This window comes from Lentzea waywayandensis, assembly GCF_900115955.1.
In the GTDB taxonomy this organism is placed as follows: domain Bacteria; phylum Actinomycetota; class Actinomycetes; order Mycobacteriales; family Pseudonocardiaceae; genus Lentzea; species Lentzea waywayandensis.
The window spans coordinates 98,176-122,594 of sequence record NZ_FOYL01000019.1; the positions used below are offsets into that span (position 1 = coordinate 98,176).

The 24,419-nt window shown below is 69.2% G+C and carries 29 protein-coding genes; 22 read left to right on the top strand and 7 right to left on the bottom strand.

Annotated elements, in window-relative coordinates; all coding sequences use genetic code 11:
- Positions 1-8 precede the first annotated feature (8 nt).
- The 8 genes from BM417_RS42930 to BM417_RS42965 are packed head-to-tail and all read left to right on the top strand — an operon-like array spanning position 9 to position 4,729.
- Positions 9-452 carry a hypothetical protein gene (locus BM417_RS42930; RefSeq protein ID WP_093605859.1) on the top strand — a complete coding sequence of 148 codons (444 nt, stop codon included), beginning with the start codon at positions 9-11 and terminating at the stop codon, positions 450-452.
- Entirely contained in the window at positions 449-847 is a 399-nt protein-coding gene (locus BM417_RS42935) for a hypothetical protein (protein ID WP_093605860.1), read from the top strand. Before BM417_RS42930 ends, BM417_RS42935 begins: the two co-directional genes overlap by 4 nt.
- Positions 844-1,461, top strand: a complete 618-nt coding sequence (locus BM417_RS42940; RefSeq protein ID WP_093605861.1) for a hypothetical protein — start codon at positions 844-846, stop codon at positions 1,459-1,461. The genes BM417_RS42935 and BM417_RS42940 overlap by 4 nt, the downstream gene beginning before the upstream one ends.
- 38 nt (positions 1,462-1,499) lie before the next feature.
- A complete protein-coding gene (locus BM417_RS48290; RefSeq protein WP_245822755.1) occupies positions 1,500-1,880 on the top strand; it encodes a hypothetical protein in 381 nt (126 codons plus the stop codon).
- 5 nt (positions 1,881-1,885) lie between these two features.
- Positions 1,886-2,242, top strand: coding sequence for a hypothetical protein (locus BM417_RS48295; RefSeq protein WP_177320937.1), 357 nt, complete (start codon positions 1,886-1,888; stop codon positions 2,240-2,242).
- A gap of 11 nt (positions 2,243-2,253) precedes the next feature.
- Positions 2,254-3,549: a glutamate-1-semialdehyde 2,1-aminomutase gene (hemL, locus tag BM417_RS42955; RefSeq protein ID WP_093605864.1), complete on the top strand. Its 1,296-nt coding sequence runs from the start codon at positions 2,254-2,256 to the stop codon at positions 3,547-3,549.
- Positions 3,546-4,175, top strand: coding sequence for a histidine phosphatase family protein (locus tag BM417_RS42960; protein ID WP_093605865.1), 630 nt, complete (start codon positions 3,546-3,548; stop codon positions 4,173-4,175). Before hemL ends, BM417_RS42960 begins: the two co-directional genes overlap by 4 nt.
- Positions 4,172-4,729: a TlpA family protein disulfide reductase gene (locus tag BM417_RS42965; protein WP_093605866.1), complete on the top strand. Its 558-nt coding sequence runs from the start codon at positions 4,172-4,174 to the stop codon at positions 4,727-4,729. Before BM417_RS42960 ends, BM417_RS42965 begins: the two co-directional genes overlap by 4 nt.
- Before the next feature lie 40 nt (positions 4,730-4,769).
- Here the strand turns inward: BM417_RS42965 and BM417_RS42970 are convergent, their stop codons facing one another.
- A complete protein-coding gene (locus BM417_RS42970; protein WP_093605867.1) occupies positions 4,770-5,756 on the bottom strand; it encodes a M64 family metallopeptidase in 987 nt (328 codons plus the stop codon).
- 121 nt (positions 5,757-5,877) lie between these two features.
- Between BM417_RS42970 and BM417_RS42975 the strand changes: the two genes are divergently transcribed.
- From BM417_RS42975 to BM417_RS42990, 4 genes are all read left to right on the top strand, one after another.
- Positions 5,878-6,663 carry a cytochrome c biogenesis CcdA family protein gene (locus tag BM417_RS42975; RefSeq protein ID WP_093605868.1) on the top strand — a complete coding sequence of 262 codons (786 nt, stop codon included), beginning with the start codon at positions 5,878-5,880 and terminating at the stop codon, positions 6,661-6,663.
- Positions 6,664-6,704: 41 nt separating this feature from the next.
- Positions 6,705-8,180 carry a cytochrome c biogenesis protein ResB gene (gene resB, locus BM417_RS42980; RefSeq protein WP_093605929.1) on the top strand — a complete coding sequence of 492 codons (1,476 nt, stop codon included), beginning with the start codon at positions 6,705-6,707 and terminating at the stop codon, positions 8,178-8,180.
- Positions 8,180-9,091 carry a c-type cytochrome biogenesis protein CcsB gene (gene ccsB / locus BM417_RS42985; RefSeq protein WP_093605869.1) on the top strand — a complete coding sequence of 304 codons (912 nt, stop codon included), beginning with the start codon at positions 8,180-8,182 and terminating at the stop codon, positions 9,089-9,091. The genes resB and ccsB overlap by 1 nt, the downstream gene beginning before the upstream one ends.
- Positions 9,092-9,194: 103 nt before the next feature.
- Positions 9,195-10,514: a MinD/ParA family ATP-binding protein gene (locus BM417_RS42990; protein ID WP_177320938.1), complete on the top strand. Its 1,320-nt coding sequence runs from the start codon at positions 9,195-9,197 to the stop codon at positions 10,512-10,514.
- Positions 10,515-10,574: 60 nt separating this feature from the next.
- On the opposite strand, the gene BM417_RS48300 is transcribed toward BM417_RS42990, so the two are convergent.
- Both BM417_RS48300 and BM417_RS43000 read right to left on the bottom strand, forming a co-directional pair.
- Entirely contained in the window at positions 10,575-10,742 is a 168-nt protein-coding gene (locus BM417_RS48300; RefSeq protein WP_086667950.1) for a hypothetical protein, read from the bottom strand.
- A gap of 57 nt (positions 10,743-10,799) precedes the next feature.
- The gene (locus tag BM417_RS43000; RefSeq protein WP_030473853.1) at positions 10,800-11,006 is read right to left on the bottom strand and encodes a BldC family transcriptional regulator; all 207 of its coding nucleotides are present in this window, start codon (positions 11,004-11,006) and stop codon (positions 10,800-10,802) included.
- 162 nt (positions 11,007-11,168) lie between these two features.
- Between BM417_RS43000 and BM417_RS43005 the strand changes: the two genes are divergently transcribed.
- Genes BM417_RS43005 through BM417_RS43045 form a run of 9 tightly spaced genes read left to right on the top strand, consistent with a single transcriptional unit; the run spans position 11,169 to position 18,706 of the window.
- The gene (locus BM417_RS43005; RefSeq protein WP_093605870.1) at positions 11,169-11,633 is read left to right on the top strand and encodes an Lrp/AsnC family transcriptional regulator; all 465 of its coding nucleotides are present in this window, start codon (positions 11,169-11,171) and stop codon (positions 11,631-11,633) included.
- 4 nt (positions 11,634-11,637) lie between these two features.
- Complete coding sequence (locus tag BM417_RS43010) at positions 11,638-11,907, top strand: DUF4229 domain-containing protein (RefSeq protein WP_245822757.1); 270 nt, start codon at positions 11,638-11,640, stop codon at positions 11,905-11,907.
- 27 nt (positions 11,908-11,934) lie between these two features.
- Positions 11,935-13,023 (top strand): L-cysteine desulfhydrase Cds1, encoded by a 1,089-nt coding sequence (cds1, locus tag BM417_RS43015; RefSeq protein WP_093605872.1) that lies wholly within the window; start codon positions 11,935-11,937, stop codon positions 13,021-13,023.
- Positions 13,024-13,078: 55 nt separating this feature from the next.
- Positions 13,079-13,384 carry a hypothetical protein gene (locus BM417_RS43020; RefSeq protein WP_093605873.1) on the top strand — a complete coding sequence of 102 codons (306 nt, stop codon included), beginning with the start codon at positions 13,079-13,081 and terminating at the stop codon, positions 13,382-13,384.
- Positions 13,381-16,458 carry a hypothetical protein gene (locus BM417_RS43025; RefSeq protein ID WP_093605874.1) on the top strand — a complete coding sequence of 1,026 codons (3,078 nt, stop codon included), beginning with the start codon at positions 13,381-13,383 and terminating at the stop codon, positions 16,456-16,458. Before BM417_RS43020 ends, BM417_RS43025 begins: the two co-directional genes overlap by 4 nt.
- Positions 16,458-16,874, top strand: a complete 417-nt coding sequence (locus tag BM417_RS43030) for a hypothetical protein (protein WP_093605875.1) — start codon at positions 16,458-16,460, stop codon at positions 16,872-16,874. Before BM417_RS43025 ends, BM417_RS43030 begins: the two co-directional genes overlap by 1 nt.
- Positions 16,871-17,854, top strand: a complete 984-nt coding sequence (locus BM417_RS43035; RefSeq protein ID WP_093605876.1) for a hypothetical protein — start codon at positions 16,871-16,873, stop codon at positions 17,852-17,854. Before BM417_RS43030 ends, BM417_RS43035 begins: the two co-directional genes overlap by 4 nt.
- A gap of 1 nt (position 17,855) precedes the next feature.
- Complete coding sequence (locus tag BM417_RS43040; protein ID WP_093605877.1) at positions 17,856-18,305, top strand: hypothetical protein; 450 nt, start codon at positions 17,856-17,858, stop codon at positions 18,303-18,305.
- Positions 18,305-18,706: a hypothetical protein gene (locus BM417_RS43045; RefSeq protein ID WP_093605931.1), complete on the top strand. Its 402-nt coding sequence runs from the start codon at positions 18,305-18,307 to the stop codon at positions 18,704-18,706. The genes BM417_RS43040 and BM417_RS43045 overlap by 1 nt, the downstream gene beginning before the upstream one ends.
- A gap of 5 nt (positions 18,707-18,711) precedes the next feature.
- On the opposite strand, the gene BM417_RS43050 is transcribed toward BM417_RS43045, so the two are convergent.
- The 4 genes from BM417_RS43050 to BM417_RS43065 form a co-directional block, all read right to left on the bottom strand.
- On the bottom strand, positions 18,712-19,584 hold the full coding sequence (locus tag BM417_RS43050; protein ID WP_093605878.1) for a 1,4-dihydroxy-2-naphthoate polyprenyltransferase: 873 nt from the start codon (positions 19,582-19,584) through the stop codon (positions 18,712-18,714).
- Between the two features lie 47 nt (positions 19,585-19,631).
- A complete protein-coding gene (locus tag BM417_RS43055; RefSeq protein ID WP_093605879.1) occupies positions 19,632-20,732 on the bottom strand; it encodes a hypothetical protein in 1,101 nt (366 codons plus the stop codon).
- Between the two features lie 78 nt (positions 20,733-20,810).
- The gene (gene menE, locus BM417_RS43060; protein WP_093605880.1) at positions 20,811-21,842 is read right to left on the bottom strand and encodes an o-succinylbenzoate--CoA ligase; all 1,032 of its coding nucleotides are present in this window, start codon (positions 21,840-21,842) and stop codon (positions 20,811-20,813) included.
- A gap of 11 nt (positions 21,843-21,853) precedes the next feature.
- Entirely contained in the window at positions 21,854-22,756 is a 903-nt protein-coding gene (locus BM417_RS43065) for a 1,4-dihydroxy-2-naphthoyl-CoA synthase (protein ID WP_093605881.1), read from the bottom strand.
- A 71-nt stretch (positions 22,757-22,827) separates the two neighbouring features.
- Here BM417_RS43065 and menD point away from each other — a divergent pair, with 71 nt between their 5' ends.
- The gene (gene menD, locus BM417_RS43070) at positions 22,828-24,399 is read left to right on the top strand and encodes a 2-succinyl-5-enolpyruvyl-6-hydroxy-3-cyclohexene-1-carboxylic-acid synthase (protein WP_093605882.1); all 1,572 of its coding nucleotides are present in this window, start codon (positions 22,828-22,830) and stop codon (positions 24,397-24,399) included.
- Positions 24,400-24,419 lie beyond the last annotated feature (20 nt).

Here is a 24,419-nt window from a genome sequence, read left to right on the forward strand (position 1 = left end):
TTTCGAGCGTGACGTCTCCGAAGGAATCGGGCACCCCTCGCACCATCACCGCGGGCTACTGGCTCGTCGTGGCAGGTGTGGCCCTCAGCGTGCTGGCCTCGCTGTACGTGCTGCTGAACAAGCAGGTGCTGGTCGAGGCCGCCGTTCAGGGCAACAAGGACCCGAAGATCACCCGGGACATGATCGCCTCGACGGTGAACACCCTGGTGATCGTCTCGCTGGTCGTGACGCTCGTGCTGGCCGGCCTCGCCGTCTGGTTCGCGGGCAAGGTCAAGGCGGGGCTCAGGAAGAGCCGCACCGGCCTGATGATCACGTTGCTGATCGGGCTGTTCTTCCAGATGATCACGAACACGCTCGGGATCGTGACGGTGCTGATCGCCATCTCGGGCCTGGTGCTGTTCTACTTCCGGCAGTCGAGCGACTATCTGGCCGAGCGCGAGCAGCTGACGTGAACGAGGCTCCCCGCTCGGTCCGCATCGCGGTCGGGCTCTGGCTCGCGATCGCCGTCTTCGTGTTGTTCACCACCGCCGGGCTCTGGTTCCAGCGCGGCGAGGTGCAGCGGCTGACGAACTGGTCGTCGGGACAGGTCACGAGCTTCCTGGCCACGCTGTCCGCGGTCGCGTTGATCTTCGTGGTGGCCTACGCGTTGCTGACCAGGCTGTTCCTCAGGCGCAGGAACTGGGCGCGGATCGCGTTGTCGTTCATCGCGATCATCCACATGATCTGGATCCTGTTCGTCGGGATCAGCGCGTCGAACTTGGTCACGTTGCTGCTCATCTGCGCCGCAATCGTCTTCACGTGGCAGGCGCGTACGGCACAGTGGCTCGCGGAGGTGCGTGAGCAGTGACCTATCCACAAGACCCGTGGCAGCAGCAGAACCCCGATGACGTCCAGTGGCAGAACCCCGCCGGCGCCTATCCCGTGGCCCCGGCGCCTGCCGGGCAGTACCAGGTGAACCAGGTCGGGCAGGCGAGCTTCGCGATGGCGCCGCTCGCGCCCGTGCTGCCCCACGAGATGGCGCCGCCGCGGCCCGCCACGATCACCGCCGCGATGTGGATCTGGATCGCGGGCGCCGTGCTCTCCGTGGCCGTGCTCCCGGTGATGCTGCTCGCCAACGCCGACTACTTCCTCGGCCAGAACACCTCCACCAGCGAGCAGGACCGTCAGGCCGGCGAGCTCGGTGTGCGGGTGATGGCCGTGGTGTTCGGCTTCGCGATGCTCGTCGGCGCCGCGCCCTACGTCGCGTTCGCGATCGTGCTGCGCAACGGCCAGGGCTGGGCTCGGATCCTGCTCACGATCCTCGGCGTGATCGGGCTCCTGTCGATGACCGCGATCACGTTGATCTCGCTGGGCGCGCGGGTCTGGCAGCCGAGCGTGGTGATCAGCATCGTCGTGATGGGGCTGACCATCGCGGCCGTGGTGCTCCAGTTCCTGCCCGCCTCGAACAAGTTCGTGCGCTAGTGCTCTACCGGGAGTCTGGCAGCAGCTGGTGGCCGTTGGTGTGGGGACCGGGATTCGCGGTCGCCGGGTACCTGATCGAACTGATCACCGGGCCCGCGTCCGTGACGCTGTGGGCGATCGTGGGGCTCGTGCTGACGCTGTTCGCGGTGTTGTGGGTGAACCTGAAGGTGAAGACCGGCAGCGTCGTGCTGACGACCGAAGAGGCCCAGTTCGGGCGGGAGAAGCTGCCGGTCGCGATGATCGAGGCCTTCACCGACGTCGGCGCGCCCACCGGGGCCAAGGTGCTCGGCGGCGGCTGGTCGGTGCCCAAGGGAACGACCGGGATGCCGTTGCGGCTGGTCGACGGCACGGTGGTGCTGGGATGGGCGCGCGATCCGGAAGCCTTCCTCGCGGCGCTGCGGCGGGTCGTGAGAGGGTGAGCGACGTGACAGAGGCCGTGACTGAGCCGGAGTCGGACACCGTGGTGGAGGAGCCTGAGCAGGCCCCGCCGGCCGGTCCGAGCCTGCACCAGCCCAAGCGGTGGCTCATCGCCGCGGGCGAGGTCGTCGCGATCGTCGTGCTGGTGATCGTCGCCGTGTGGGCCTGGAACCGCGGTGTCGTGAGCCTCGAGTACCCGATCGACGGCCGCGAGCCGTTGATCTCCACGCGCTATCACGGCAACTGGCTGGGCACCGCCGCCGGCGCACTCACGCTGGCCGTGGTCCTTCTTCTGGACGTGGTGCGGCAGGTCCTGCTGGCTGTGCGCACCCGGCCGCAGAAAGCCGCCGACTCCGACATGTGAGACTGGGGTACGTGACTGCGAGTCGATCCCAGGCCCTGTTCGAGCGCGCGTCGACGCTGACCCCCGGCGGGGTCAACTCTCCGGTGCGGGCGTTCCACTCCGTCGGCGGCACCCCGCGTTTCATGGTTCGCGGCGAGGGCCCGCACCTGTGGGACGCGGACGGCAACCGGTACGTCGACCTGGTGGCCTCGTGGGGCCCGATGATCCTCGGGCACGCCCACCCGTCCGTGGTCGAGGCGGTGCAGAAGGCGGCGTCGTTCGGCCTGTCGTTCGGCACGCCGACCGAGGGTGAGATCGATCTCGCGGCCGAGATCATCGACCGCGTCGAGCCGGTCCGCCAGGTCCGCCTGGTCAACTCGGGCACCGAGGCCACGATGAGCGCGATCCGCCTCGCGCGCGGTTTCACCGAGCGTCGCAAGGTCATCAAGTTCGCCGGTTGCTACCACGGCCACGTCGACGCGCTGCTCGCCCAGGCGGGCTCCGGCGTCGCGACCCTGGGCCTGCCTTCGTCGCCCGGCGTCACGGGCGCGCAGGCCGAGGACACGATCGTCCTGCCGTACAACGACATCGAGGCCGTGCGCGCGGCGTTCGCGGAGAACCCCGGCGAGATCGCCTGCATCATCACCGAGGCGGCGGCGGGCAACATGGGCGCGGTCGCGCCCTCCGCGGACTTCAACGCGGGCCTGCGCGAGATCTGCGACGCCGACGGCGCGTTGCTGATCATGGACGAGGTCATGACCGGCTTCCGCGTCTCGCGGGCAGGCTGGTTCGGCCTGGAGCGCGTGCGCGGCGACCTCTACACGTTCGGCAAGGTCATGTCCGGCGGCCTGCCCGCGGCGGCGTTCGGCGGCCGCACGGACGTGATGTCCCGCCTGGCGCCCTCCGGCCCCGTCTACCAGGCCGGAACGCTGTCCGGAAACCCCGTCGCCGTGGCCGCGGGCCTGGCCACGCTGAAGGCCGCCGACGAGGACGTCTACCGGGCCCTCGACCGCAACGCCGCGCGCCTCGGCGCGCTCTTCACGGCTTCGTTGACGGAGGCCGGTGTCGAGCACCGCGTGCAGTTCGCTGGGAACCTGGTGAGCGTGTTCTTCGGTGCTACCGAGGTGAAGGACTACGCGGGCGCGCAGGCGTGCGAGACGTGGCGCTTCCCGCCGTTCTTCCACGCCCTGCTGGAGCGCGGCGTCTACGCCCCGCCCTCGGCGTTCGAGGCGTGGTTCGTGAACGCCGCCATGGGTGAAGAGGAGTTCGCAGTGATCGCCGACGCGTTGCCGCACGCGGCCCGTGCCGCCAAGGAGGCCCGCAAGTGACCCGCACCGTCGTCCACCTGCTCCGCCACGGCGAGGTGCACAACCCGACCGGCATCCTGTACGGCCGTCTTCCCGGCTTCAAGCTGTCCGAGCGCGGGCAGAAGCAGGCGCTGACCGTGGCCGAGCACCTGGCGGACCACGACATCGTGCACGTCGTCGCGTCCCCTTTGGACCGTGCACAGCAGACCGCGTCTCCCATCGCCGACTCGCATCGGCTGGAGCTGGCCACCGACGACCGGTTGATCGAGGCCGACAACCAGTTCGAGGGGCTGAAGGTCGCGGTGGGCGACGGGGCGCTGCGGTCGCCTCAGCACTGGCCGAAGCTGGTGAACCCGTTCAAGCCGTCCTGGGGCGAGCCGTACATCGAGATCGCTCACCGGATGCTGGGCGCGGTGCAGAAGGCTCGGGCCGCCGCCGAGGGGCATGAGGCTGTCTGCGTTTCGCACCAGCTGCCCATCTGGACGGTGCGGCGGTTCCTGGAGGGCAAGCGGATGTGGCACGACCCGCGGAAACGGGAGTGCTCGCTCGCTTCGCTCACGTCGCTGATCTTCGAGGGTGAGCAGCTGGTCCGGATCGCCTATTCCGAACCGGTGGGTGCCACCAATCCTCGGGTGACCGGGGCATGAAGCGTTTTCTGGTGCTGTTGTTGTTACTCGCCGGATGCACCACCGGGAAGGACGCTGCCCAGATCGGGGCCGGGGATTTCTACCTCGTGGCTCCCGGCGGGCAGGTCAAGATCCGGTACGCGCCCAGCGAGCGCAAGGAGCTGAAGGGGCTCGAAGGCGAGTCCCTGCTGGAAGAGGGCAAGGTCGTCAAGCTCTCCGACTACGCGGGCAAGCCCGTCGTGATCAACATCTGGGGAGCCTGGTGCGGGCCCTGCCGGACCGAGGCCCCCGAGATGCAGAAGATCTTCGACGCCGGGACCCAGGTGGTCGGGGTCGACGTCAAGGAGACCTCAAAGGATCATCCCCGGGACTTCATGAAGGACCGGTCGCTGACCTATCCGTCCATTTACGACGCTTCGGCGCGGAGCTTCATCAACGTGTTCCGGGGAGTTCCGGCCAACACCGTGCCTTCCACGTTCATCGTGGACAAGGACCACAAGGTGGCGGCGGCGTTCCTGGTGCCGGTACTGGCTTCCGATCTCCAGTCCGTTTTGGACGAACTGGCCAAGGAATGAGAGAAGGGGGCCGCGAGGCCCCCTTCTTCGTGTCGCTCGCCTACTGGGCGGGCGGTTCCGCCGGGGCGTTCAGCGACGGGATCTTGGCCTTGAAGGCCTTGATCATCGCGTCGCGGCCGATCGAGTTGAACTGCTTGCCCAGCGTGCGCATGATCGAGTTGCCGGTCGGCCGGTAGAGGCCCGTCTTGTAGTACCGAGCACCCTCGACCGGGGCGATCACGCCGCCGTCCGGGGAGGGCTGGCCCAGGTACTCGCCCCACTTGGCGCCGGTCGGATCGCTGGTCACGTTGATCTCACGCGGTTCGGAGCCCGTGTAGTTCGCGTACGGGTAGTCGTACTCGTCGGCCAGGCCGCCGATCGAGTGGCCGAGCTCGTGGATCGCGATCTGGCCGGCCTGCGCGTTCGAGCCGGAGGCGGTGGCGACCGAACCGCCCGCGCCGCCGTACTTCGCGGTGTTGCCGAGGGCGATCACCTGGTCCGCCTGCGGGGCGAGAGCGGCGAACTCCTTGGCCTTGGTCTCGTTGACGCAGAGCAGGCGTTCGGTGTTCGCGTCGCGGCCCTGGCACCAGAAACCCATGTCCAGCGCGGTGTTCTTGAGCAGGCCCCTGGTCGGGTCGTGGTCCACACCGGACTCGGCGGAGATCACGTTGACCTGCCAGACGTTGAAGTACTCCTTGTAGGAGGCGAAGGGCTCCACCGCGGAGAGCTCTTCCCACTTGCTCTTCACGTTGCCGGTGTAGGTCTCCAGGTCGTCGGCCGTGTAGCCGTCGCCCACGAAGACGAGGTCGAAGCGATCGGCTGAGTCGCCGGTCACCTGGACGGGGATCACGTCGGCCGCGGCCAGCGCGCGGAAGGTCGTGGACTTCTCGGCTGGTGCTTTCGGGGTCAGGGCCTGCGTGATGGAGCCGTCCTCGTTGAAGACCTCGCGCCATTCCATCGCCGGGGCAGCGCCACCGGCCGGTACCTGCGCGAACAGTGCCAGCGCCGCGACGGTGAACGCGGGGAGTAGCAGCCGGGAACGATGCATGGGCTGACGCTAAGCAACCGTGATGTCACCCACAAGCGGCGATTGTAGGTACTTTTGGCCCAAGCCTTGTGTCGGGTCAAAACCGATGCCGGTCGTCGCGTGATCTGGGCAACTACCTACTCTGAGATCTGTGAACCCCACCGATCTGGCGATCTCCGGGCCGTTGCTGCTGGCCACCGGGGTCGCCTTGCTCGCTGGGTTCATCTCGTTCGCGTCACCGTGCGTGGTGCCGCTCGTGCCCGGTTACCTCGCGTATCTCGCCGGTCTGGTCGGTGCCGAGGCGCCTCGGGTGGAGGCGAACGAACCGGCGAAGCAGGGCCGGTGGCGCGTCGCCGGGGCCTCGTTGCTGTTCGTGCTCGGGTTCACGGTCGTCTTCGCGTTGGCCTCGATGGCCATCCTCGGTGCGTCGGACGCGTTGTTCCTCAACGCCGATCTGTTCCAGCGCATCGGTGGTGTCATCACGATCCTGATGGGGTTGGTGTTCCTCGGGCTCGTTCCGGCGTTGCAGAAGGACGTGCGGTTCCACACCAAGCCCAACGCCGGGTTGATCGGGGCGCCGGTGCTCGGGGCCGTGTTCGCGCTCGGGTGGACGCCCTGTCTCGGGCCGACGCTGGCCGGGGTGCTCGCCGTCGCGCGCAGCACCGAGGTCGGGTCGTCGACGGCGCGCGGTGCCGTGCTGGTGCTGGCCTACTGCCTGGGGCTCGGGTTGCCGTTCGTGGTCCTCGCGCTCGGCGCGCGGTGGGCGCTGGGCGTCACGAAGTGGCTGCGCACGCACGCCCGGCAGGTGCAGATCTTCGGTGGCGTGCTGCTGATCCTGGTCGGGATCGCGCTGGTCACGGGGCTCTGGGGTGAGTTCGTCGGGTGGCTGCGCTACTCGTTCGTCGACGTCGTGAGGCTGCCGCTCTAGTGATCGCCTTCCTCCGCAACACGTGGCGCGGGCTCACCTCGATGAGGACCGCGCTGACCCTGCTGTTCCTGCTCGCGCTCGCGGCGATGCCCGGCGCGTTGCTGCCGCAGCGGTCGCTCAACTCGGCCAAGGTCGACGACTACATCGCCCAGAAGGGCTGGTGGGGCGAGTTCCTGCTCAAGCTCGGGTTCTTCGAGGTGTACGCCACGCCGTGGTTCGCCGCGATCTACCTGCTGCTGTTCACGTCCCTCGTCGGGTGCCTGCTTCCCCGCACGTGGGAGTACTTCAAGCAGATGCGCGCGAAGCCGGTGCTCACGCCGCGCAATCTCTCGCGGATGCCGCACCACGCGCAGGCCGAGCTCGACGTGATGCCGGACGAGGCCGTGGCGCGAGCCAGGAAGGTCCTGCGCGGCTGGCGGATGGAGACCGGCGAGGACACGGTCAGCGCCGAGCGCGGGTTCCTGCGCGAGACCGGCAACCTGGTCTTCCACTTCGCGTTGCTCGGCCTGCTGGTGTCGTTCGCGCTGGGCAAGATGTTCAGCTACGAGGGCCAGATCATCGTCCAGGCCGACGGCGGCCAGTTCTGCAACGGCGGCATCTTCAACTACGACCAGTTCCGGCCGGGGCTGCGGGTCGACGGCACGGACCTCACGCCGTTCTGCGTCGAGATCGGCAAGTTCTCCGCCGAGTACCTCGACAACGGCCAGCCCGTCGGCTTCAAGGCGGACATCCGCTACCAGTCGGGTGAGAGCCTCGCCTCGAACACCTGGAACCCCTTCACCCTCCAGGTCAACCACCCGCTGCGCACCGAAGGCGACCGCCTCTACCTGCTCGGCCACGGGTACACGCCGACGTTCACGGTGACGTTCCCCAACGGCGAGAAGCGCACGCAGGGCATCCAGTGGCTGCCGACCGACCAGCTCACGCTGGCCTCGGAGGGCGCGACGAAGTTCGACCCGCCCGGAGTCACGGACTCCGAGACGCGGCGCAAGAACCAGATCGCGGTGACCGGTCTGCTGGCGCCGACGCCGTTGCTGCACGGCAACATCCTGAGCTCGAAGTTCCCGGCGCTGAACGACCCGATGGTCGCCGTCGACGTGTACCGCGGCGACCTCGGCGTGGACGACGGCCGCGGCCAGTCGATCTTCTCGATCGACCAGAAGATGGTCGACCAGGGCCGGTTGCAGAAGGTCGCGCGCAAGAACCTCGCGCTGGGCGAGGAGATCGCGCTCGACGACGGCACCAAGGTGCGCTTCGACTCCGTGAACGACTGGGTGTCGTTGCAGGTCTCGCACGACCCGACCCAGGGTTACGTGCTGGTGTTCGCCATCCTGATCATCCTCGGCCTGGGGGTCTCGCTGACCGTCAAGCGCCGCAGGGTGTGGGTCCGTGCGACTCGTCTGACCGACGGGCGTACTTTGGTCGAGGTCGGCGGGCTCGCCCGTACTGACCAGGCAGGATACGGCGAGGAGTTCACGCGGGTCGCCCGCGCGGTGCTGAACGAGGAGAAGTCCTGATGCCGGTCAACGAGACCTTCGCGACCTACAGCGACTGGCTGTACCGCAGCGCTCTCGGGGTCTACCTCTTCGCGATCCTGCTTTACGCGGTCGAGCAGGCCTTCGCCCGTGCCCCGCGCAAGGCTCTGGTCGGCGCCGGCGGGCCGGACGTCCTCGTCGACGAGCCCAAGTCCGAGCTGACCAAGTCGGAGCGCATCGGCCGCATGGGCGCCGCGATGACGGTCCTCGGCGCGGTGCTGCACCTCGGGTCGTTGGTCATGCGCGGACTGTCCGCCGGTCGCGCGCCCTGGGGCAACATGTACGAGTACATGTCGCTGCTGTGCCTCGCGGCCGTGGTGACGTGGATCGTGCTGATGGCGAAGTTCCCGATCCGCCGTCTCGGCGTGTTCGTGCTGCCGCCGATCCTGACCCTGCTGTTCCTCGGTGGCACCGTCCTGTACGCCGAGTCCGCGCCCGTACAGCCGGCGCTGCGGTCGTACTGGCTGGTGATCCACGTCTCGGTGATCTCGATCTCGTCCGGCGTGCTGCTGATCCCCGGCGTGACGTCGATCCTCTACCTGCTCAAGGACACCAAGTCCGACCGCTTCCCGAAGCTGCCGTCCGCCGACGTGCTGGACCGGATGTCGTACCGGACCACCGTGCTGGCGTTCCCGCTGTTCACGGCCGGAATCATCCTCGGGGCGATCTGGGCGGAAGCCGCGTGGGGCCGGTTCTGGGGCTGGGACCCCAAGGAGACGGTCGCGTTCGTCTCGTGGGTGGTCTATGCGGCGTATCTGCACGCACGCGCTACGGCCGGTTGGCGTGGCCGTGGGGCCGCTTGGATCAACATCGCGGGCTTCGCCCTGAACGTGTTCAACCTGTTCTTCATCAACTTGGTCACCAGCGGGTTGCATTCGTACGCGGGTCTCTAACGAGTTAACCACCCAGGTCGATGGAACCGTTGCCGGTTGCGTACCGTCGCAACCTGGGGGTCGGGGAAGTCTCGGTCCCTCTTGCTCAGGGAGGGCCACAGCGGTGACATGGCAACCACCGGGTGAGGAACAGGGCTCCGGCCCGCAGTACGTCGACCCGCAGTACGTCGACCCGCAAGCGGCCTCCTACCTCGACCCGCAGCAGTCCGGCCCGCAGCACGTCAGCGGCGGCCAGTCCGGCCCGTACAACTTGGGCAACCAGTCGGGGTCCTACCAGGTTCCCGGCAACGCCTCCGGCCCGTACCAGGTGCCGGGCAACGCGTCGGGTCCCTACCAGGTACCGGGCAACGCCTCCGGCCCCTACCCGGTGCCCGGTGCGCAGTCGGGTCCCTACCAGGTGGGTGGCGGCCAGTCGGGTCCCCACAACACCCCGAACACGGCGCAGTACGGCCAGTTCGCCGGCGGGCAGTACCCGAACAACTTCCCGCAGCAGGAGTACCGCTCGCAGGCGCAGGACGTGTCGTCGCAGCAGCTGATCAAGAAGGAGAAGCGTCCGCCGACCTCGGGCTGGCGCAAGTCCCTGCACTCGCTGTCCGGCGGCGCCATCAACCTCGGTGAGAGCCCCGCCGACGTGCGGCGACGCGAGCTGATCGGGCGGATCAACCAGCCGCTGCGCGGGTGCTACAAGATCGCGATGCTGTCCCTGAAGGGCGGCGTCGGCAAGACCACGACGACCACGACGCTGGGCTCGACGTTCTCGTCGCTGCGCGGCGACCGGGTGGTCGCGGTCGACGCGAACCCCGACCGCGGCACGCTCGCGTTGAAGATCCCGCGCGAGACCACGGCGACCGTGCGTCACCTGCTGCGCGATGCCCCGAAGATCAAGAAGTACAGCGACGTGCGCGCGTACACCTCGCAGTCGCCGGCGCGCCTCGAAGTGCTGGCGTCCGAGCAGGACCCGTCCGTCTCGGAGGCGTTCAGCGAGGACGACTACCGGCGCACGGTGGACTTGCTGGAGCACTTCTACAACATCGTGCTCACCGACTGCGGCACCGGCCTGATGCACTCCGCGATGAAGGGCGTGCTGGACGAGGCGGACTCGCTCGTCCTGGTGTCGTCCGGCTCGGTCGACGGCGCGCAGACGTCAGCGGCGACGCTCGACTGGCTGGAGGCGCACGGCTACCGCGAACTGGTCGCGAAGTCCGTGTGCGTGATCAACTCCGTGCGCCCGAAGTCGGGCAAGGTCGACCTCGACAAGCTCGCCGCGCACTTCCAGCAGCGATGCCGTGCCGTGGTCCGCCTGCCGTTCGACGAGCACCTCGAAGAGGGCGCCGAGATCGCGCTGGACCAGCTCGCGCCGGAGACCCGGCTCGCGTTGCTGGAACTCGCCGCCGTGGTGGCGGACGACTTCCCGCACTCCTGAGCCGGTCAGCGGGTCTGAGAACCAGCGGAAAGGGGTCCTGTGATCAGGGCCCCTTTTCCGTCACTCGTCGCGCTTGCGCTGCTCGTCGAGCTTGCGCAGGAACTCCGGGTCGTCGTCGGGTGCGATCACCTTGCGGCCTGGGGTGTACTCCGAGTGCTGCGGGGCGAACGCTCGCCACACGAGCACAGCCACGGTGAGCGCACCGATCACTGCCAGCAGGTAGATCATCGTGTCGCCACCTCCCTTTGCCACGAGATTACCCGCGGCACAGGGGTAACTACGGTTTCAGTGGCGGACGGGTTCAGTTGCCTCGGTCGTGAGCTCCGAAAGCAGAGCCTTCACCTCGGTCTCACGGAACCTGCGATGTCCTCCAGGGGTGCGGATCGAGCCGATGCGACCTGCGGTGGCCCATCGGGTCACGGTCTTCGGGTCGACCCGGAACAGATTGGCGACTTCCCCAGGCGTCAAGAGCCGCTCGGTGGCTGCAGTCACTCGTCCTCCTCAGATCAGACGTTCCGGTCTGATCGTGGCATCTGACCCATCAGGTACTCGAACGCTTGTTTTTTGGTAAAGAGGTAGTAAGGGACGACCGGCGCGATTCGGACATGTGACCGCCGCTACGTGTGTGCACTCGTGGGGCATAGGGTGTCGCGGGTGGATGCTCTTGATCGACAGATCATCGCCGCACTTCGTGCCAACGGACGGGCCACGTACGCCGACCTCGGCAGGCAGGTCGGCCTGTCCGCCTCCGCCGTGCACGAGCGGGTCGGCAAGCTCGAGTCCAGCGGCGTGATCGTCGGATATCACGCGGTCGTCGACCCCAGCGCGGTCGGCCTGGGCGTGACGGCGCTGATCGGCATCCATCCCACCGACATCGCGGACGACAACGAGGTCGCGGTCGCGCTGGCCGAGCTCAACGAGGTCGAGTCCTGCTACCGGGTGGCGGGCGACGAGTCGTTCATCGTCAAGGTCAGGGTCGCGACGGTGGACGATCTGGAGCGTGCGCTCGGGCGGTTGCGGCGCATCCACGGTGTGGCCCGCACGCGTACGACGGTGGTGCTCTCCACGCGCTTCGAGGGGCGCCCGAACACCGGCGACGAGGAAGGCGACGTAACCTGAACGGGTGCTCGCTCGTGATGTGACGCTCTACGTCCTCGCCCGCCTCGGCCTCGTGGTCGTGGTGATGGGCGCGCTCATGTTGTTCAAGGTTCCTTTGCTGCCCGCCCTCGCCGTGGGCGTGGTCGTGGCGCTGCCGGCGTCGCTGTTCATCTTCAAGGGGCTGCGGCAGCGGGTCGCGACCGGCCTGGACGCGCACCAGGCGGCACGCAGGGCCGAGCGCGAGAAGCTGCGTTCCGAACTGCGTGGTGACGAAGGTCCTCTCACCCAGGCGTAGGACGTCTGCCCGGTTATCGTGCGGGCTGTGAGTACCTCCGTTGACCGCGTTTGCAGCAGGACCAGGCACTGGGTGTGCGAGGCCGTCGGGATCATCGAGGCGGACGCGAACCGCAGCGCGGACACCCACCTGCTGCGCTACCCGTTGCCGCTCGAGTGGGGCATCGACCTCTACCTGAAGGACGAGTCGACGCACCCCACGGGTTCGTTGAAGCACCGGCTGGCGCGCTCGTTGTTCCTCTACGCGATCTGCAACGGCTGGATCACCGGTGGCACGCCCGTGATCGAGGCCTCCTCCGGTTCCACCGCGGTGTCCGAGGCGTACTTCGCCCGGCTGCTCGGGCTGCCGTTCATCGCGGTGATGCCCCGCTCGACCTCGGCCGAGAAGGTCGCGCTGATCGAGCGCCAGGGCGGCAGGTGCCACTTCATCGACGAGCCGTCGGCGCTCTACGACGAGTCGCGGCGGCTGGCGTCCGAGCTCGGCGGCCACTTCATGGACCAGTTCACGCACGCCGAGCGCGCCACGGACTGGCGGGGCAACAACAACATCGCCGAGTCGATCTTCGAGCAGATGAAGCTGGAGCCGTCGCCCACCCCCGACTGGATCGTCGTGGGCGCGGGCACGGGCGGCACGTCGGCCACGATCGGCCGGTACATCCACTACCAGAAGCTGAACACGCGTCTCGCCGTCGTCGACCCCGAGCACTCGGTCTTCTTCGACGCGTGGCGCGACGGCAACCGCGACCTGGTGGCCACGCGCGGTTCGGGCATCGAGGGCATCGGACGGCCGCGGGTGGAACCGTCGTTCATCGGCGAGGTCATCGACCGGATGATCAAGGTGCCGGACGCGTCGTCCGTCGCGACCATCCGGTACGTGGAGGACCTGCTCGGACGTCGGGTCGGCGGGTCGACCGGGACGAATCTCTGGGGAGCGTTCCAGATCGTGGCCGAGATGCGGCAGTCTCGGACCCGCGGGAGCGTGGTGACCCTGTTGTGCGACGGTGGCGAGCGTTACGCGAACACCTACTACGACGACACATGGGTAGCCGCTCAGGGCATGCACCTCGACCCGTGCCTTGAACGCCTGAACAACTTCCACCGCACGGGGAACTGGTGACGAGAGTTCTGCGTCACAGCGTGACCTGAGCACCTGAGTCCGCAGGGGGGACGCTGTGTCGTCGCTGTTCACCGACGCGGCCGAGATGCGCGCGTACGCCGAGTACCTGCGCACCGAGGCCCAAGAGTTCGACAAGATCCGCAAGTACGTCCACGCCACGGCGTGCGACAAGGCGGGCTTCACCGGCCTGCTGACGTTGCTGCAGCCGGGCGTGGACATCGTGCGGGCGTTGTTCGACGAGACGCTCGACTTCGGCAAGTCGAAGCTGGAGGGCACGGCCGCGGCTGTGGACGCGACGGCGAAGACCTACGAGGACATCGACGCCGTTCAGCGGCGCATCTTCGAAGGGCTGCTGAAGTGACGACCGCGTCGTACCGTTCCCCCCGCCCGGTCACCGCGTCGCTGAAGCAGCCCGACGTCGACACGGCGTCGTTGAACGACGTCCTGCGCGACCAGGGCTGGGGCGTGCAGGCGGTCAACTGGGTGTTCGAGGCCGTGACCGGCGAGAGCCTGGTCTCCACGATCATCACGCCGATCACCGGCGACTGGTCGAAGATCCGCGCGGACGGCGACGCGTGGCGCATGGTCGGCAACGCCATGAACGACGTCTCGTACAACCTCACCGACGCCGTGGGCAAGGTGCGCGGCCACTGGGACGGCGACGCGGCCCGCGCCCACGAGAAGTACATCGCTCTCGGCTGGAAGGCGGGCCTGCTCGCCGAGATGGGCGTCGCCCAGCTGATCGCGAAGGGCTTCGACACGGTCGCGTCCGGCGCAGAGGCTCTGGGCAAGCAGGCCGCACGCCTGCTCGACTACCTCGTCAACAAGCTCCTCGAAGCCGCCGCCACAGTCTGGATCCCGGTGGCCGGCTGGATCAAGGCAGCCGAGATGGTCTGGAACGCGTACCAGATCTACCGGCGCGTGATGGACATCATCGACACGGTCCAGAAGCTCATCGCCGACGTGAAGGCGCTCTTCGACGCCGTCGGCCGCGTCTTCTCCGCCATCGGCAAGCTGAAGGACGCCGACTCCCTCGCCGAGGCCATGAACGCCACCCAGGAGGTGGCCGAGGCGGGCCGCGACGTCCGCAACGCCGTCAGGGACATCAGCGACGACGCCGCGTCCATCAAGGACTCGGCCACCGAGATCGCCGACCGCGGCCACGACGTCGGCTCGAAGGTCCGCGAGATCTACTCCCCGCCAGGCGGCTCCGAGGACACCAAACCGGCAGCCGTCTCGTCCGTGGCGCCAGGCGGCGCCCCGGTGGCACCCCCGCCCACCCTGCACGCCTCCCCAGACGCCCCCGGAACCCACGCCGCGGCCGCCACAGGCCCAGCCGCATCGGCTCCACCGTCCTTGGGCGGCGGAGGCGGCGGCGGTGTGCCGACCGGTGGCGTTCCCACAGGCGGTCACTCCAGCTCAGGCGGCGTGCCTTCGTCCGGCGGCCACGGCCCCGCAGCCCCACCCAGCGTCAACACCACCCACGCGGCAGGCGCAGCCCCCGCAGCGGCCCCGCCGGCGCCCCACCAGACCCCCATGGGCGGCGCGATGCCGATGGGCGCCCCCATGGCCCCAGGAGCAGGCGGTGGCGACCAGACCAGGAGCTCCGGCTCCCGCCCAGGCGCGGGCGGAGTCCCGTCGTTCCCCAGCGCGGGCGCCCCGGCCGGGCCCAAGGCCCCCACGGGCCTGCCGACCCCTCCCGGCCACGCCTCAGGCCTCCCGACCCCGCCGGCAACCCCGGTGCCCGGCACTCGCCCTGGTGGCTCCAGCCTGCCCACGCCCCCGCCGGGCCCCGGCACGTCGGGCAGCAGCCACCCCGGCACGCACCAGACGCCAGGTTCACACCCGACGCCCGGCACACACCCGACGCCCGGCTCGGGTAGCGGCCTGCCGACTCCACCGAACTCGGGCGGTCACGCGACGCCTGGCTCGGGCAGCGGTCTGCCGACCCCGCCGAACTCAGGCGGTCACCCGACGCCTGGCTCGGGCAGTGGCCTGCCCACGCCTCCTGAGCACCCGAGCGCCAGCTCGGGCACGGCAACCGCCCCCGCCCCGTCCAACACGGGCGGCGGTCTCCCGTCGCCTCCCGGCCACCCGGCCCCGAGCTCCGGTGGCGGCCTCCCGTCGCCTCCCGGACACGCGTCCCCGAGCGCGGGCGGCGGCCTGCCCTCCCCTCCGGGACACCCGAGCCCCAGCACGGACCACCCGGCCCCCAGCGGGTCAGGCGGCCCGACGACGCCGCACGACGGCGGCACGCGTCCCCACGACACGACGCCCAACGGGTCGACGGACACCAAGCCCCACGACACGCCTGACAGCACCAAGCCGCACGACGCGGACACCAAGCCGCACGACGCGGACACCCGGCCGCACGACGGTGACGCCAAGCCCCACGACAGCGACACCAAGCCCCACGACGCGGACACCAAGCCCCACGACGGCGACGCCCGGCCCGACGACGGCAAGCCGCACGACACCGACGCGAGCGGTGCCGAAGGCGCCGAGCCCCACGACACCCGGCCGGACCACGACACCCCGGCCACCCACGACACCGACACCAAGCCCGGCAACGACGACGCCACCCCCGGCCACAACGACAAGGGCGACGGCAGCAACCCGCCGCCGCCCACCGGCCCGGACCTCAAGGGCCACTTCGACGCGGCCGCCATGTCGGCGCAGGGTCAGGGCTACCAGCACCAGCTCGAGCAGATGCTGCCCAACCAGGCCGACCGCGACCGCTACGTCGAGCTGAGCCAGAAGCTGTCCACCGACCTGAGCGCGAGCGAGGCCCAGCACGTGGCCGACGTCCGCAACCAGATCAAGGTCGACTCCGGCGACATCGTCACCAAGGCCCTCAACCAAGGGGCGCTCAGCACCTACCTGCCTGACCAGCCGCACGCCGCGGGCAGCAAGCAGGAGACCTGGCAGAACCAGATGGGCGGCTCGATCGCCCGCGGCCAGGACGTGGTCGACGTCAACACGCCGCAAGGGCTCAGGGACGGCCTCGCGCTCGACGACAAGGGCAAGGGCTGGACGCCCATCCCCGAGGGCGCGCAGACCGCGATGCAGCTCCGGTACGAGGTGACCGACCAGAACGCCGGCGCGCACAACGTGCCGTTCGGCGGGCCGAAGAAGGACACGCCGGACTTCACCCAGCCTGGGCCGTACCCGGCGGACCAGTACCAGTCGCCGCAGGAGAAGGCTCACTACGAGGCGTCGCAGCAGCAGATGGCGGCAGCCGGCGGCGCGGCGAAACCGTACGACGGCTACGACCCGTTCACCGGCACCGGCTCCACGATGGGCGGCATGCCGGAGTGGCGCGTCGACGGCGGCACACCGTTGCCCGATCGTGCCGAGATCTGGCAGGTGAACGCGGACGGAACTGAGAAACTGCACGCCGTGTACGACCGCAAGTTCGGCTGGACGAAGCTCTGATGACCCAGTACTCCCAGGAGATGGCCGAGTACCGCGGCGAGACCTACTTCGCGGGTGCGGAAGGCCAGAACGTCTGGATCCGCAAGATCCCGGGCGTTACCTACGCCAACGCGGAAGGGTTCCAGACCTACGGCAACCGTGAGCTCAAGACGGTGGCGGTGACAGAACTCCAGGCCTGGTACCTGGAAACCTGCACAGCCACCTGGCGCGGGCAGCCGTTCAACGTCGTCAGGACGGAGAACGGCAAGGCCGAGGCCGGGTACGCGGGTGGCGAGTACGTGTGGGCCGCGCAGAACGGGCTCGAAGGCGACCAGTACAACGGCTACCGAGCCACGCTCGACGTCGACGAGCTTCAGGACGTGCAGGTCGACCGCACCGACTTCCTGGCGCGGTGGAAGGAGAAGAACCCGGGATGAGCACCCCACAGGTCGTGCGCAAGGCGGCCGGCATCGGGCCGGAGACGATCCTGCAGAAGATCGTGCACCCCGCGATCGCGCAGCTCTACCTGGGCAACGTCGTGGTGCCCGGCAAGTTCGAGCCGCACCGGGCGGCCGGGTTCGTGACGCGCGGGCAGGACTTCCCGCAGGGCACGTCGGACCAGTTCGCCGAGGCGTTCGGCGTCGACAAGGTCGCGGACTGGCCCAAGGGCACGCAGTACCTGCTGCGCTTCCTGGCCCACACGACCGAACTCTTCGACACCAGCTTCGGCGGCCCGACGCTCGACGGCGCGCAGAAGATGGGCACCACCCGCGTCTACCCGGTCCCGTTCACCGGCACCGGCTACACGCCGAGCGCGAACCCCATTCCCGAGTACGTCATGGAGCTCGCCGAACTCCCGGCGGGCACGGAGCTCTGGCGCTTCGAACCGGACGGCACCGGACGCAGCGTCGGCAAGTACCTCAACCGCCAGGTCGGATGGGTCCCCACGGGAGACGTCGGCTTCGGCCCCGGAAGGTACTGGCAGGCCCCGGTTCCGCACCGGCCGACCGTCCGGCGTGGACTGATCGGCAGGTATCGCGGCCAGGACTTCGACGTCGACTTCGGGCCCACGCCCGGCTCGGTCCTGCTGCACCCGCTGGCCGGCCAGCCCGCACCGCCGGACTTCGCCGACGAGAACGGCGCCCAGTTCCTCGAGGTGCCGGACGCGGTCGTCGAAGACCTCCAGCTGGTCCGCACGATCTGCACGTACCGGGGTGCGGAGTTCGAGATCATCGGCGTCCTGGGTGACCAGGCCGTGTTGCACTTCCTCGGCGAGAACTACGAAACGGCCCGGCAGCTCGGTCTGTCCGAAGTAGACTTCCGGCAGTGGCGAACCCTCGCGCAGCGCGCCGAGGTGGGCGACATCCGCGGTGAGGCCAGGCCGATTCAGCGCGGGCTCTTCGCGAGGGAGAACTGAGATGACCACCCCGAACGACAGCTGGAAGTCCGCGGAGCTGCGGGCGGCCGAGGCGCAGGTCGACCTGCGCTTCAAGGAGGCGCAGGACCTCGCGAACCGCCTCAAGGACACGCCGCTGCCGCCCGTTCCGCCGGTCGACTTCAAGGCGATCGCCCAGCAGGTCGAGCGGGCCGCGCAGGAGAAGGACGCGCCGGAGCAGCTCAAAGCGTTGAAGCGCAAGGTGGACGCGGGCGAGTTCACCTGGGAGGACGTCGTCTCCGGCAAGGCGGCGCAGGACCCCGACGTGCAGGCCATGCAGCAGGAGAACGTCAACAAGATGAAGCAGGCGTTCCAGATGCTGCAGGAGGGCCTGACCGCGGAAGAGATCATGAACGCCCAGGACCCGCGCCGGAACCGGGGTGACGACGGCGACGAGAACGCCCCGGACATCTTCACGGAGGACAAGTGGTGATGACGGCCTGGCGGACCCCGGACATCCTTGCGGCGGAGGACTTCCTGAGCAACGCCGTCGCCGAGGCGGATCGCGCCATGCGGTCCGCCCAGCAGAACCTCAAGGGCAAGGAACCGTCCACTGAGGACATCCGCAGGGTGATGCAGTTCGCCAAGTCCAGCGAGGCCTCACCGGCGATGCGTCAACTCGCCGACCGCATCGCGCGCGGTGCCGGCCTGAGCTGGCGTCAGGTCCTCACCGGCGAGGCGGGCCACGATCCGCTGGTGCGCCAGGCACTCGACGCCGACCGCGCCAGGCTGGACGAGCTGATCAAGGGCGAGACGGCCCCGCCGCCACCCCCGCGCAGGCCCGTGCGAACGGACGACGACGAGCCGACCCAGTTCACCGAAGACGCCTGGTAGCAGACCTAGTCCAGGACCAGGCCGACGCTGACCAGCACGGCCCACGCCAGCATCGCGATCCCGGTGAACTGGAGCACCGGGATCAGGTCGCGGCCGCCACGTCCGGCGGCCACCCGGCGCACGGCGGGCAGCAGCACCGGCGCCGCGAGGAAGCCCAGCAACGCGTACGGCACCCGCACCGTCATGCCCAGCGCGATCAGGAACGGCACCGCGACCAGCGCCAGGTACAGCCTGCGGGTGTCCTTGTCGCCCAGCACCACGGCCAGGGTCCGCTTGCCCGTCACGGCGTCCGTCGGGATGTCGCGCAGGTTGTTCGCCACCAGCACCGCGGCCGAGATCGCTCCCATCGCGATGGACGCCCCGATACCGATGCCGGTGATCTCGCCGGTCTGCACGTACAGCGTGCCCAGCACCGCGGCCGGGCCGAAGAAGAGGAACACCGCGATCTCGCCGAGGCCCGCGTAGCCGTACGGACGCTTGCCGCCCGTGTAGAACCACGCCCCGGCAATGCACACGGCACCGAACCCGAGCAGCCACCAGTACCCGGACAACGCCACCAGCACCACGCCGGCCAGCGCGCCGACCCCGAGCGAGATGAACGCCGCCAGCCGCACCTTCGCAGGCTCTGCCGCACCGGACCCGGTCAGCCGGAACGGCCCCACCCGGTTGTCGTCCGTGCCGCGGATGCCGTCGGAGTAGTCGTTCGCGTAGTTCACGCCGACCTGGAACGCCACCGAGACGACGAGAGCGAGCACCGTGTAGAGCACGCTGAACTCGTCGATGTGGTGCGCCGCAGCAGCTCCCACGACCACCGGTGCGATCGAGTTCGGCAGCGTGCGCGGGCGGGTCCCCTGGATCCACTGGACGACTGAGGCCATGCCTCCATCCTCCGGTATGGTTCCTGAGGACCCGCCGAAGGGGTGTATCAGCAGGCAGTAGCGCCGCTCACACCCGCGACGTACGCCTTGGCGATGTGCTTGCCCGACGCGATGCGGTACCAGACGTTCGACGTGCCCTGCGTGCCCGACACCGACTCGCCGGTGAGCTGGCAGGTCACCCTGACCTGGGCGTAGTTGCCGGCCAGACCCACCTGCGACGACGAGGAGTTCGCGCCGCTGCGGACGTTCACCGTGCCGTTGGCCGCGGACGTGCGGACCGTCCCGACAGGACCGGAGCCCGTCCACAGGTACGTCACGGTCACCCACGAGTTCGTGGTCAGCTTGAGGCCGTCCCAGAACGTGCCGTCCGCCAGGTCGATGCCGGCCGGGTTCGCGACCTCACGTCCGTACTGGTCCTTGCCGCCGTTGTAGTTGTTCTCGTACGCGGCCTGCGCTTCGGGCTTGCCCTGCGGCAGGTCCTTCCACATCTCACGGGTCGCGGACGGGTTCCAGTAGTCGTCCTTGGTGTTCCACGGGCCGACGTCCCACACGGGCGCCCATTCGCAACGGCCGTTCGACGCGCACACCTGCACGCTGTAGTTGCCGGAGTTCTTGCCCGCCAGGCCACGCCGCGACGGCAACGCCACGAAGTGGTCGCGCGAGACGATCGTGTGGCCGTTCGCCGTGGTGCCGCCGACAAGGCCCTCGCGCGTCGCGTAGACCCGGTACGAACGTCCAGCGGCAGCAACGGAAACGTCGTCCGCGGCAACGGTCGCGGGCGCCTGCGAAGCGGTCAGCTTCACGCGCGATGCCTTGCCACTGCTCAAAACCACGCGGGTCTCGATGGTGGACGTGGTCACCGGCAACGTCGCCGGCGCCTCCAGCCACTCGGTCCACTGACCGTCCGCACGCAGGCCGCGCACGTCGACGACACCATCGCCGGTCACCGCCGCCGTGACCGCGTTGGCGGGCTGAGCGAGTCTGTGCGAGCCGAGCTCGATCAGGCCGGTGCGCGGGGAGCCGCCCCACGTGACGGTGCGGCCGCTGACGTCAGCGGTCCACTCGTTCGAGGCAGCCGCCGCCTGGGCGGGCGACGCCAGCCCGGCCACCAGCGTGGCGCCGGCGACCAGCGGTAACAGGTAGCGCATGAAGAAACCCCCATCGCTAACGCGCGCGGCTAGGGTTCCGCGCGCTTCGCGGGGAGAGTTGTCCTCAGCGGTAAAGGTTCACCTAAAAGTGTTGGCCACGGCTGTTCTGTCGACTTTGCCCGGCCCGCGCAACGGCAGCTCGGACACGAACCGCACCAGCTTCGGCGCCGCCGCCCGGCCCACGTCCCGCGTCACGGCGGCCTTCAGTTCGTCCACCGAAGGCTCCTCACCACGTGCGACGACGACGGCGGCCACGACCTGGCCCCACTCGTCGTCCGGCAGACCGACGACACACGCCTCCAGCACGCCCTCGACGGTCGCCAAAGCCCGTTCGACCAGCACCGGAGGCACTTTCTCGCCGCCAGTGACGATCACGTCGTCCGCGCGCCCGAGCACCTCCAGCCGCCCTTCGCGCAGCCGTCCGAGGTCACCGGTGCGGAACCACTCGCCGAACGGTTCCGCGCTGCCGCGATACCCCAGCGCCAGCACCGGCCCGCTGATCTCGATCACGTCGTCGGTGCGCAACGAGACGCCCCGCAGCGGTTCGCCGTCGTACACACACCCGCCGGCCGTCTCGCTCATGCCGTACGTGGTGACGACCTGCACGCCGAGCGCGCGCGCCTGCTCCAGCAACTTCGGCGGGGTGGCGGCCCCGCCGATCAGCACGCCGTCGAACTGCCGCAGCGCCTCCAGCCCCGGCCCCTCGCCCACGACGAGCCGCGAGAGCTGCGTCGGCACGAGCGAGGTGTAGTGGCGTCCCGGCTGGGCCAGCACCGGCCGCGCGGCGTGCGCGAAACCCATGGCGCGGAAGCCCTTCGACATGTCGAGCACGCCGGGCGTGGTGCCGGCGACGATCGACCGCACCAGCACCTGCGCCCCGGCGATGTGGCCGGTGGGCAACGCCAGCAGCCACGTGCCGGGCCCGCCGAGCCGTTCGTGCGTGGCCTGGGCGGACGTCGTCAGCGCGTCCGCGTCGAGCAGCACGGTCTTGGGCTCGCCCGTCGACCCGGAGGTCGGCACGCCGAGCACGGCCCGCTTCTCCCAGCCGTCGAGCGGGCCGTCCACCAGCGGGTCGCCGCCCTGGAGCGCCGCGCGCAGTTCATCGAGCATGTTTCGCCTGCTCAGAAGTAGTACGGATAGTTCGACCAGTCGGGGTCGCGCTTCTCCAGGAACGAGTCCCGCCCCTCGACGGCCTCGTCGGTCATGTAGGCGAGCCGGGTCGTCTCGCCGGCGAAGATCTGCTGTCCCACCAGGCCGTCGTCGATCAGGTTGAACGCGTACTTGAGCATCCGCTGGGCGGTCGGCGACTTCCCGTTGATCTCACGCGCCCACTGCAGCGCCGTCGTCTCCAGCTCGGCGTGCGGCACGACCTCGTTGACCGCGCCCATCTTGTACATGTCCTCGGCGGAGTACGTCCGGCCGAGGAAGAAGATCTCGCGGGCGAACTTCTGCCCGACCTGCCGCGCGAGGTAGGCCGACCCGTAGCCGCCGTCGAACGAGCCGACGTCCGCGTCGGTCTGCTTGAACTTCGCGTGCTCGGCGCTCGCGATCGTGAGGTCGCACACGACGTGCAGGCTGTGCCCGCCACCTGCCGCCCAACCCGGGACGACCGCGATGACGACCTTCGGCATGAACCTGATCAGCCGCTGGCACTCCAGGATGTGCAACCGCCCCGCGCGGGCCGGATCGACGCTCTCGGCCGTCTCACCGGAGGCGTACTGGTAGCCGCTCCGGCCACGAATCCGCTGGTCACCGCCACTGCAGAAGGCCCAGCCGCCGTCCTTGGCGCTGGGGCCGTTGCCGGTCAGCAGCACGCACCCGACGTCGGACGACATCCGCGCGTGGTCCAGTGCCCGGTACAGCTCGTCCACCGTGTGCGGCCGGAACGCGTTGCGCACCTCTGGCCGGTTGAACGCGATGCGGACCGTGCCCTGGTCGAGCGCCCGGTGGTAGGTGATGTCGGTGAAGTCGAAGCCCTCGATGGGCTTCCACAACGACGGGTCGAAGAGCTCCTGATCTGCCACGCACGAGACTCTAAGCGCCCAGGACCGAGACCAGCGGGCGACCTCTCAGGTGTCCCGGTGACAATTGAGGGATGAACCCGTCCACGACGCAGGCGAGGGTGATCGTCGACGAACTGGTGCGCAACGGCGTGCGTCACGTCGTGCTGTGCCCCGGTTCGCGCAACGCCCCGCTGTCGTTCGCGCTGCACCAGGCCGAGCACAAAGGCCTGCTCACGGTGCACGTGCGCATCGACGAGCGGAGCGGAGGGTTTCTCGCGCTGGGACTCGCGAAGACCGGCGTACCGGCCGTGGTGACGTGCACCAGCGGCACCGCCGTCGCGAACCTGCACCCGGCCGTCATCGAGGCGCAGCTCACCAACGTGCCGCTGATCGCGCTGACCGCCGACCGCCCGGTCGATCTCTACCGGACCGGGTCCAGCCAGACGATCGACCAGTACGACGTGCTCGGCATCCCGACGCTGCACATGCCGGAGGGCGCCGACGAGCCCACGACGCGTTCGTTGATCTGCCGCGCCATCGCCACGGACGGCCCGTCGCACGTCAACGTGCCTTTCCGGCCGCCGCTCACGCCGTCTGATGATCTTTGGCCCTCGTCGGACCGCGGCCCGTGGACGGAGACGGACCGCGTGTTCACCGTCGAGACCCGGCCGTCCTCGCTGCCGGCCCGCACGCTGGTGCTGCTCGGTGACGACCGCCCGGAGCGGCTGTCGAAGGCCTCTCAGCTGGGGTGGCCGGTGATCGCCGAGCCGACCGCGCCCGGTGGCCTGCGGCACGGGTCGTTGCTGCTCAACGCGGGCCTGCCGGAGCATCTGCGGCCGGACGCGGTGCTCGTCGTGGGTCGCGTCACCCTTTCGAGGGGTCAGCAGGCGCTGCTTGGAAGCGCTCCAATCGTGCACGCGGTCGGTGACCAGGCTCAGTGGCCGGACGTGCAGTTCACCGCCACGCGCGCCTCGACCTGGCTGCCGGAGCCCGCCGCGCTCGACGGCGAGTGGTCGCAGGCGTGGCAGAGCGCGGTGAAGAACGTCAGCGTGGCCGTCGACGACCTCCTGGACGCCGAGCCGTGGCCGACCGGCCTGCACGTCGCGCGTGACCTGACGCAGGCGATGCCGCCGGGTTCGCTGCTGTTCGTGGGCTCGTCCAACCCGATCCGTGACGTCGACTTCGCGGGCGAGCGGCGTTCGGACATCGCCGTGCACGCCAACCGGGGTGCCGCGGGCATCGATGGAAGCGTGTCCACGGCCATCGGGCTCGCGCTGAACCACGACGGGCCCGCGTTCGCGCTGATGGGCGACCTGACGTTCCTGCACGACAGCAACGGCCTGCTGGCCGACCGGGTTCCGGACCTCACGATCGTCGTGCTCAACGACGACGGGGGCGGGATCTTTTCATTGCTGGAACAAGGCGCTCCGGAGTACGGCGGAAGTTTCGAAAGGATTTTCGGCACCCCGCACGGGACGGATCTGACCGCTTTGTGCGCGGGCTACCGAATTCCGCACTCCACAGTGGACGGCCAGGAGGAGTTCCGTAGCGCGATTGCGGCACCGAAGGGCCTCCAAGTGGTCGAAGTGCAGGCAAAACGTGAAGAACTGCGCGCGTTGCACCAACGTCTCAAGTCGACGGTGTCAACCGTTTTCAGCAGCTAGGAAACATACGTAAGTCGGTA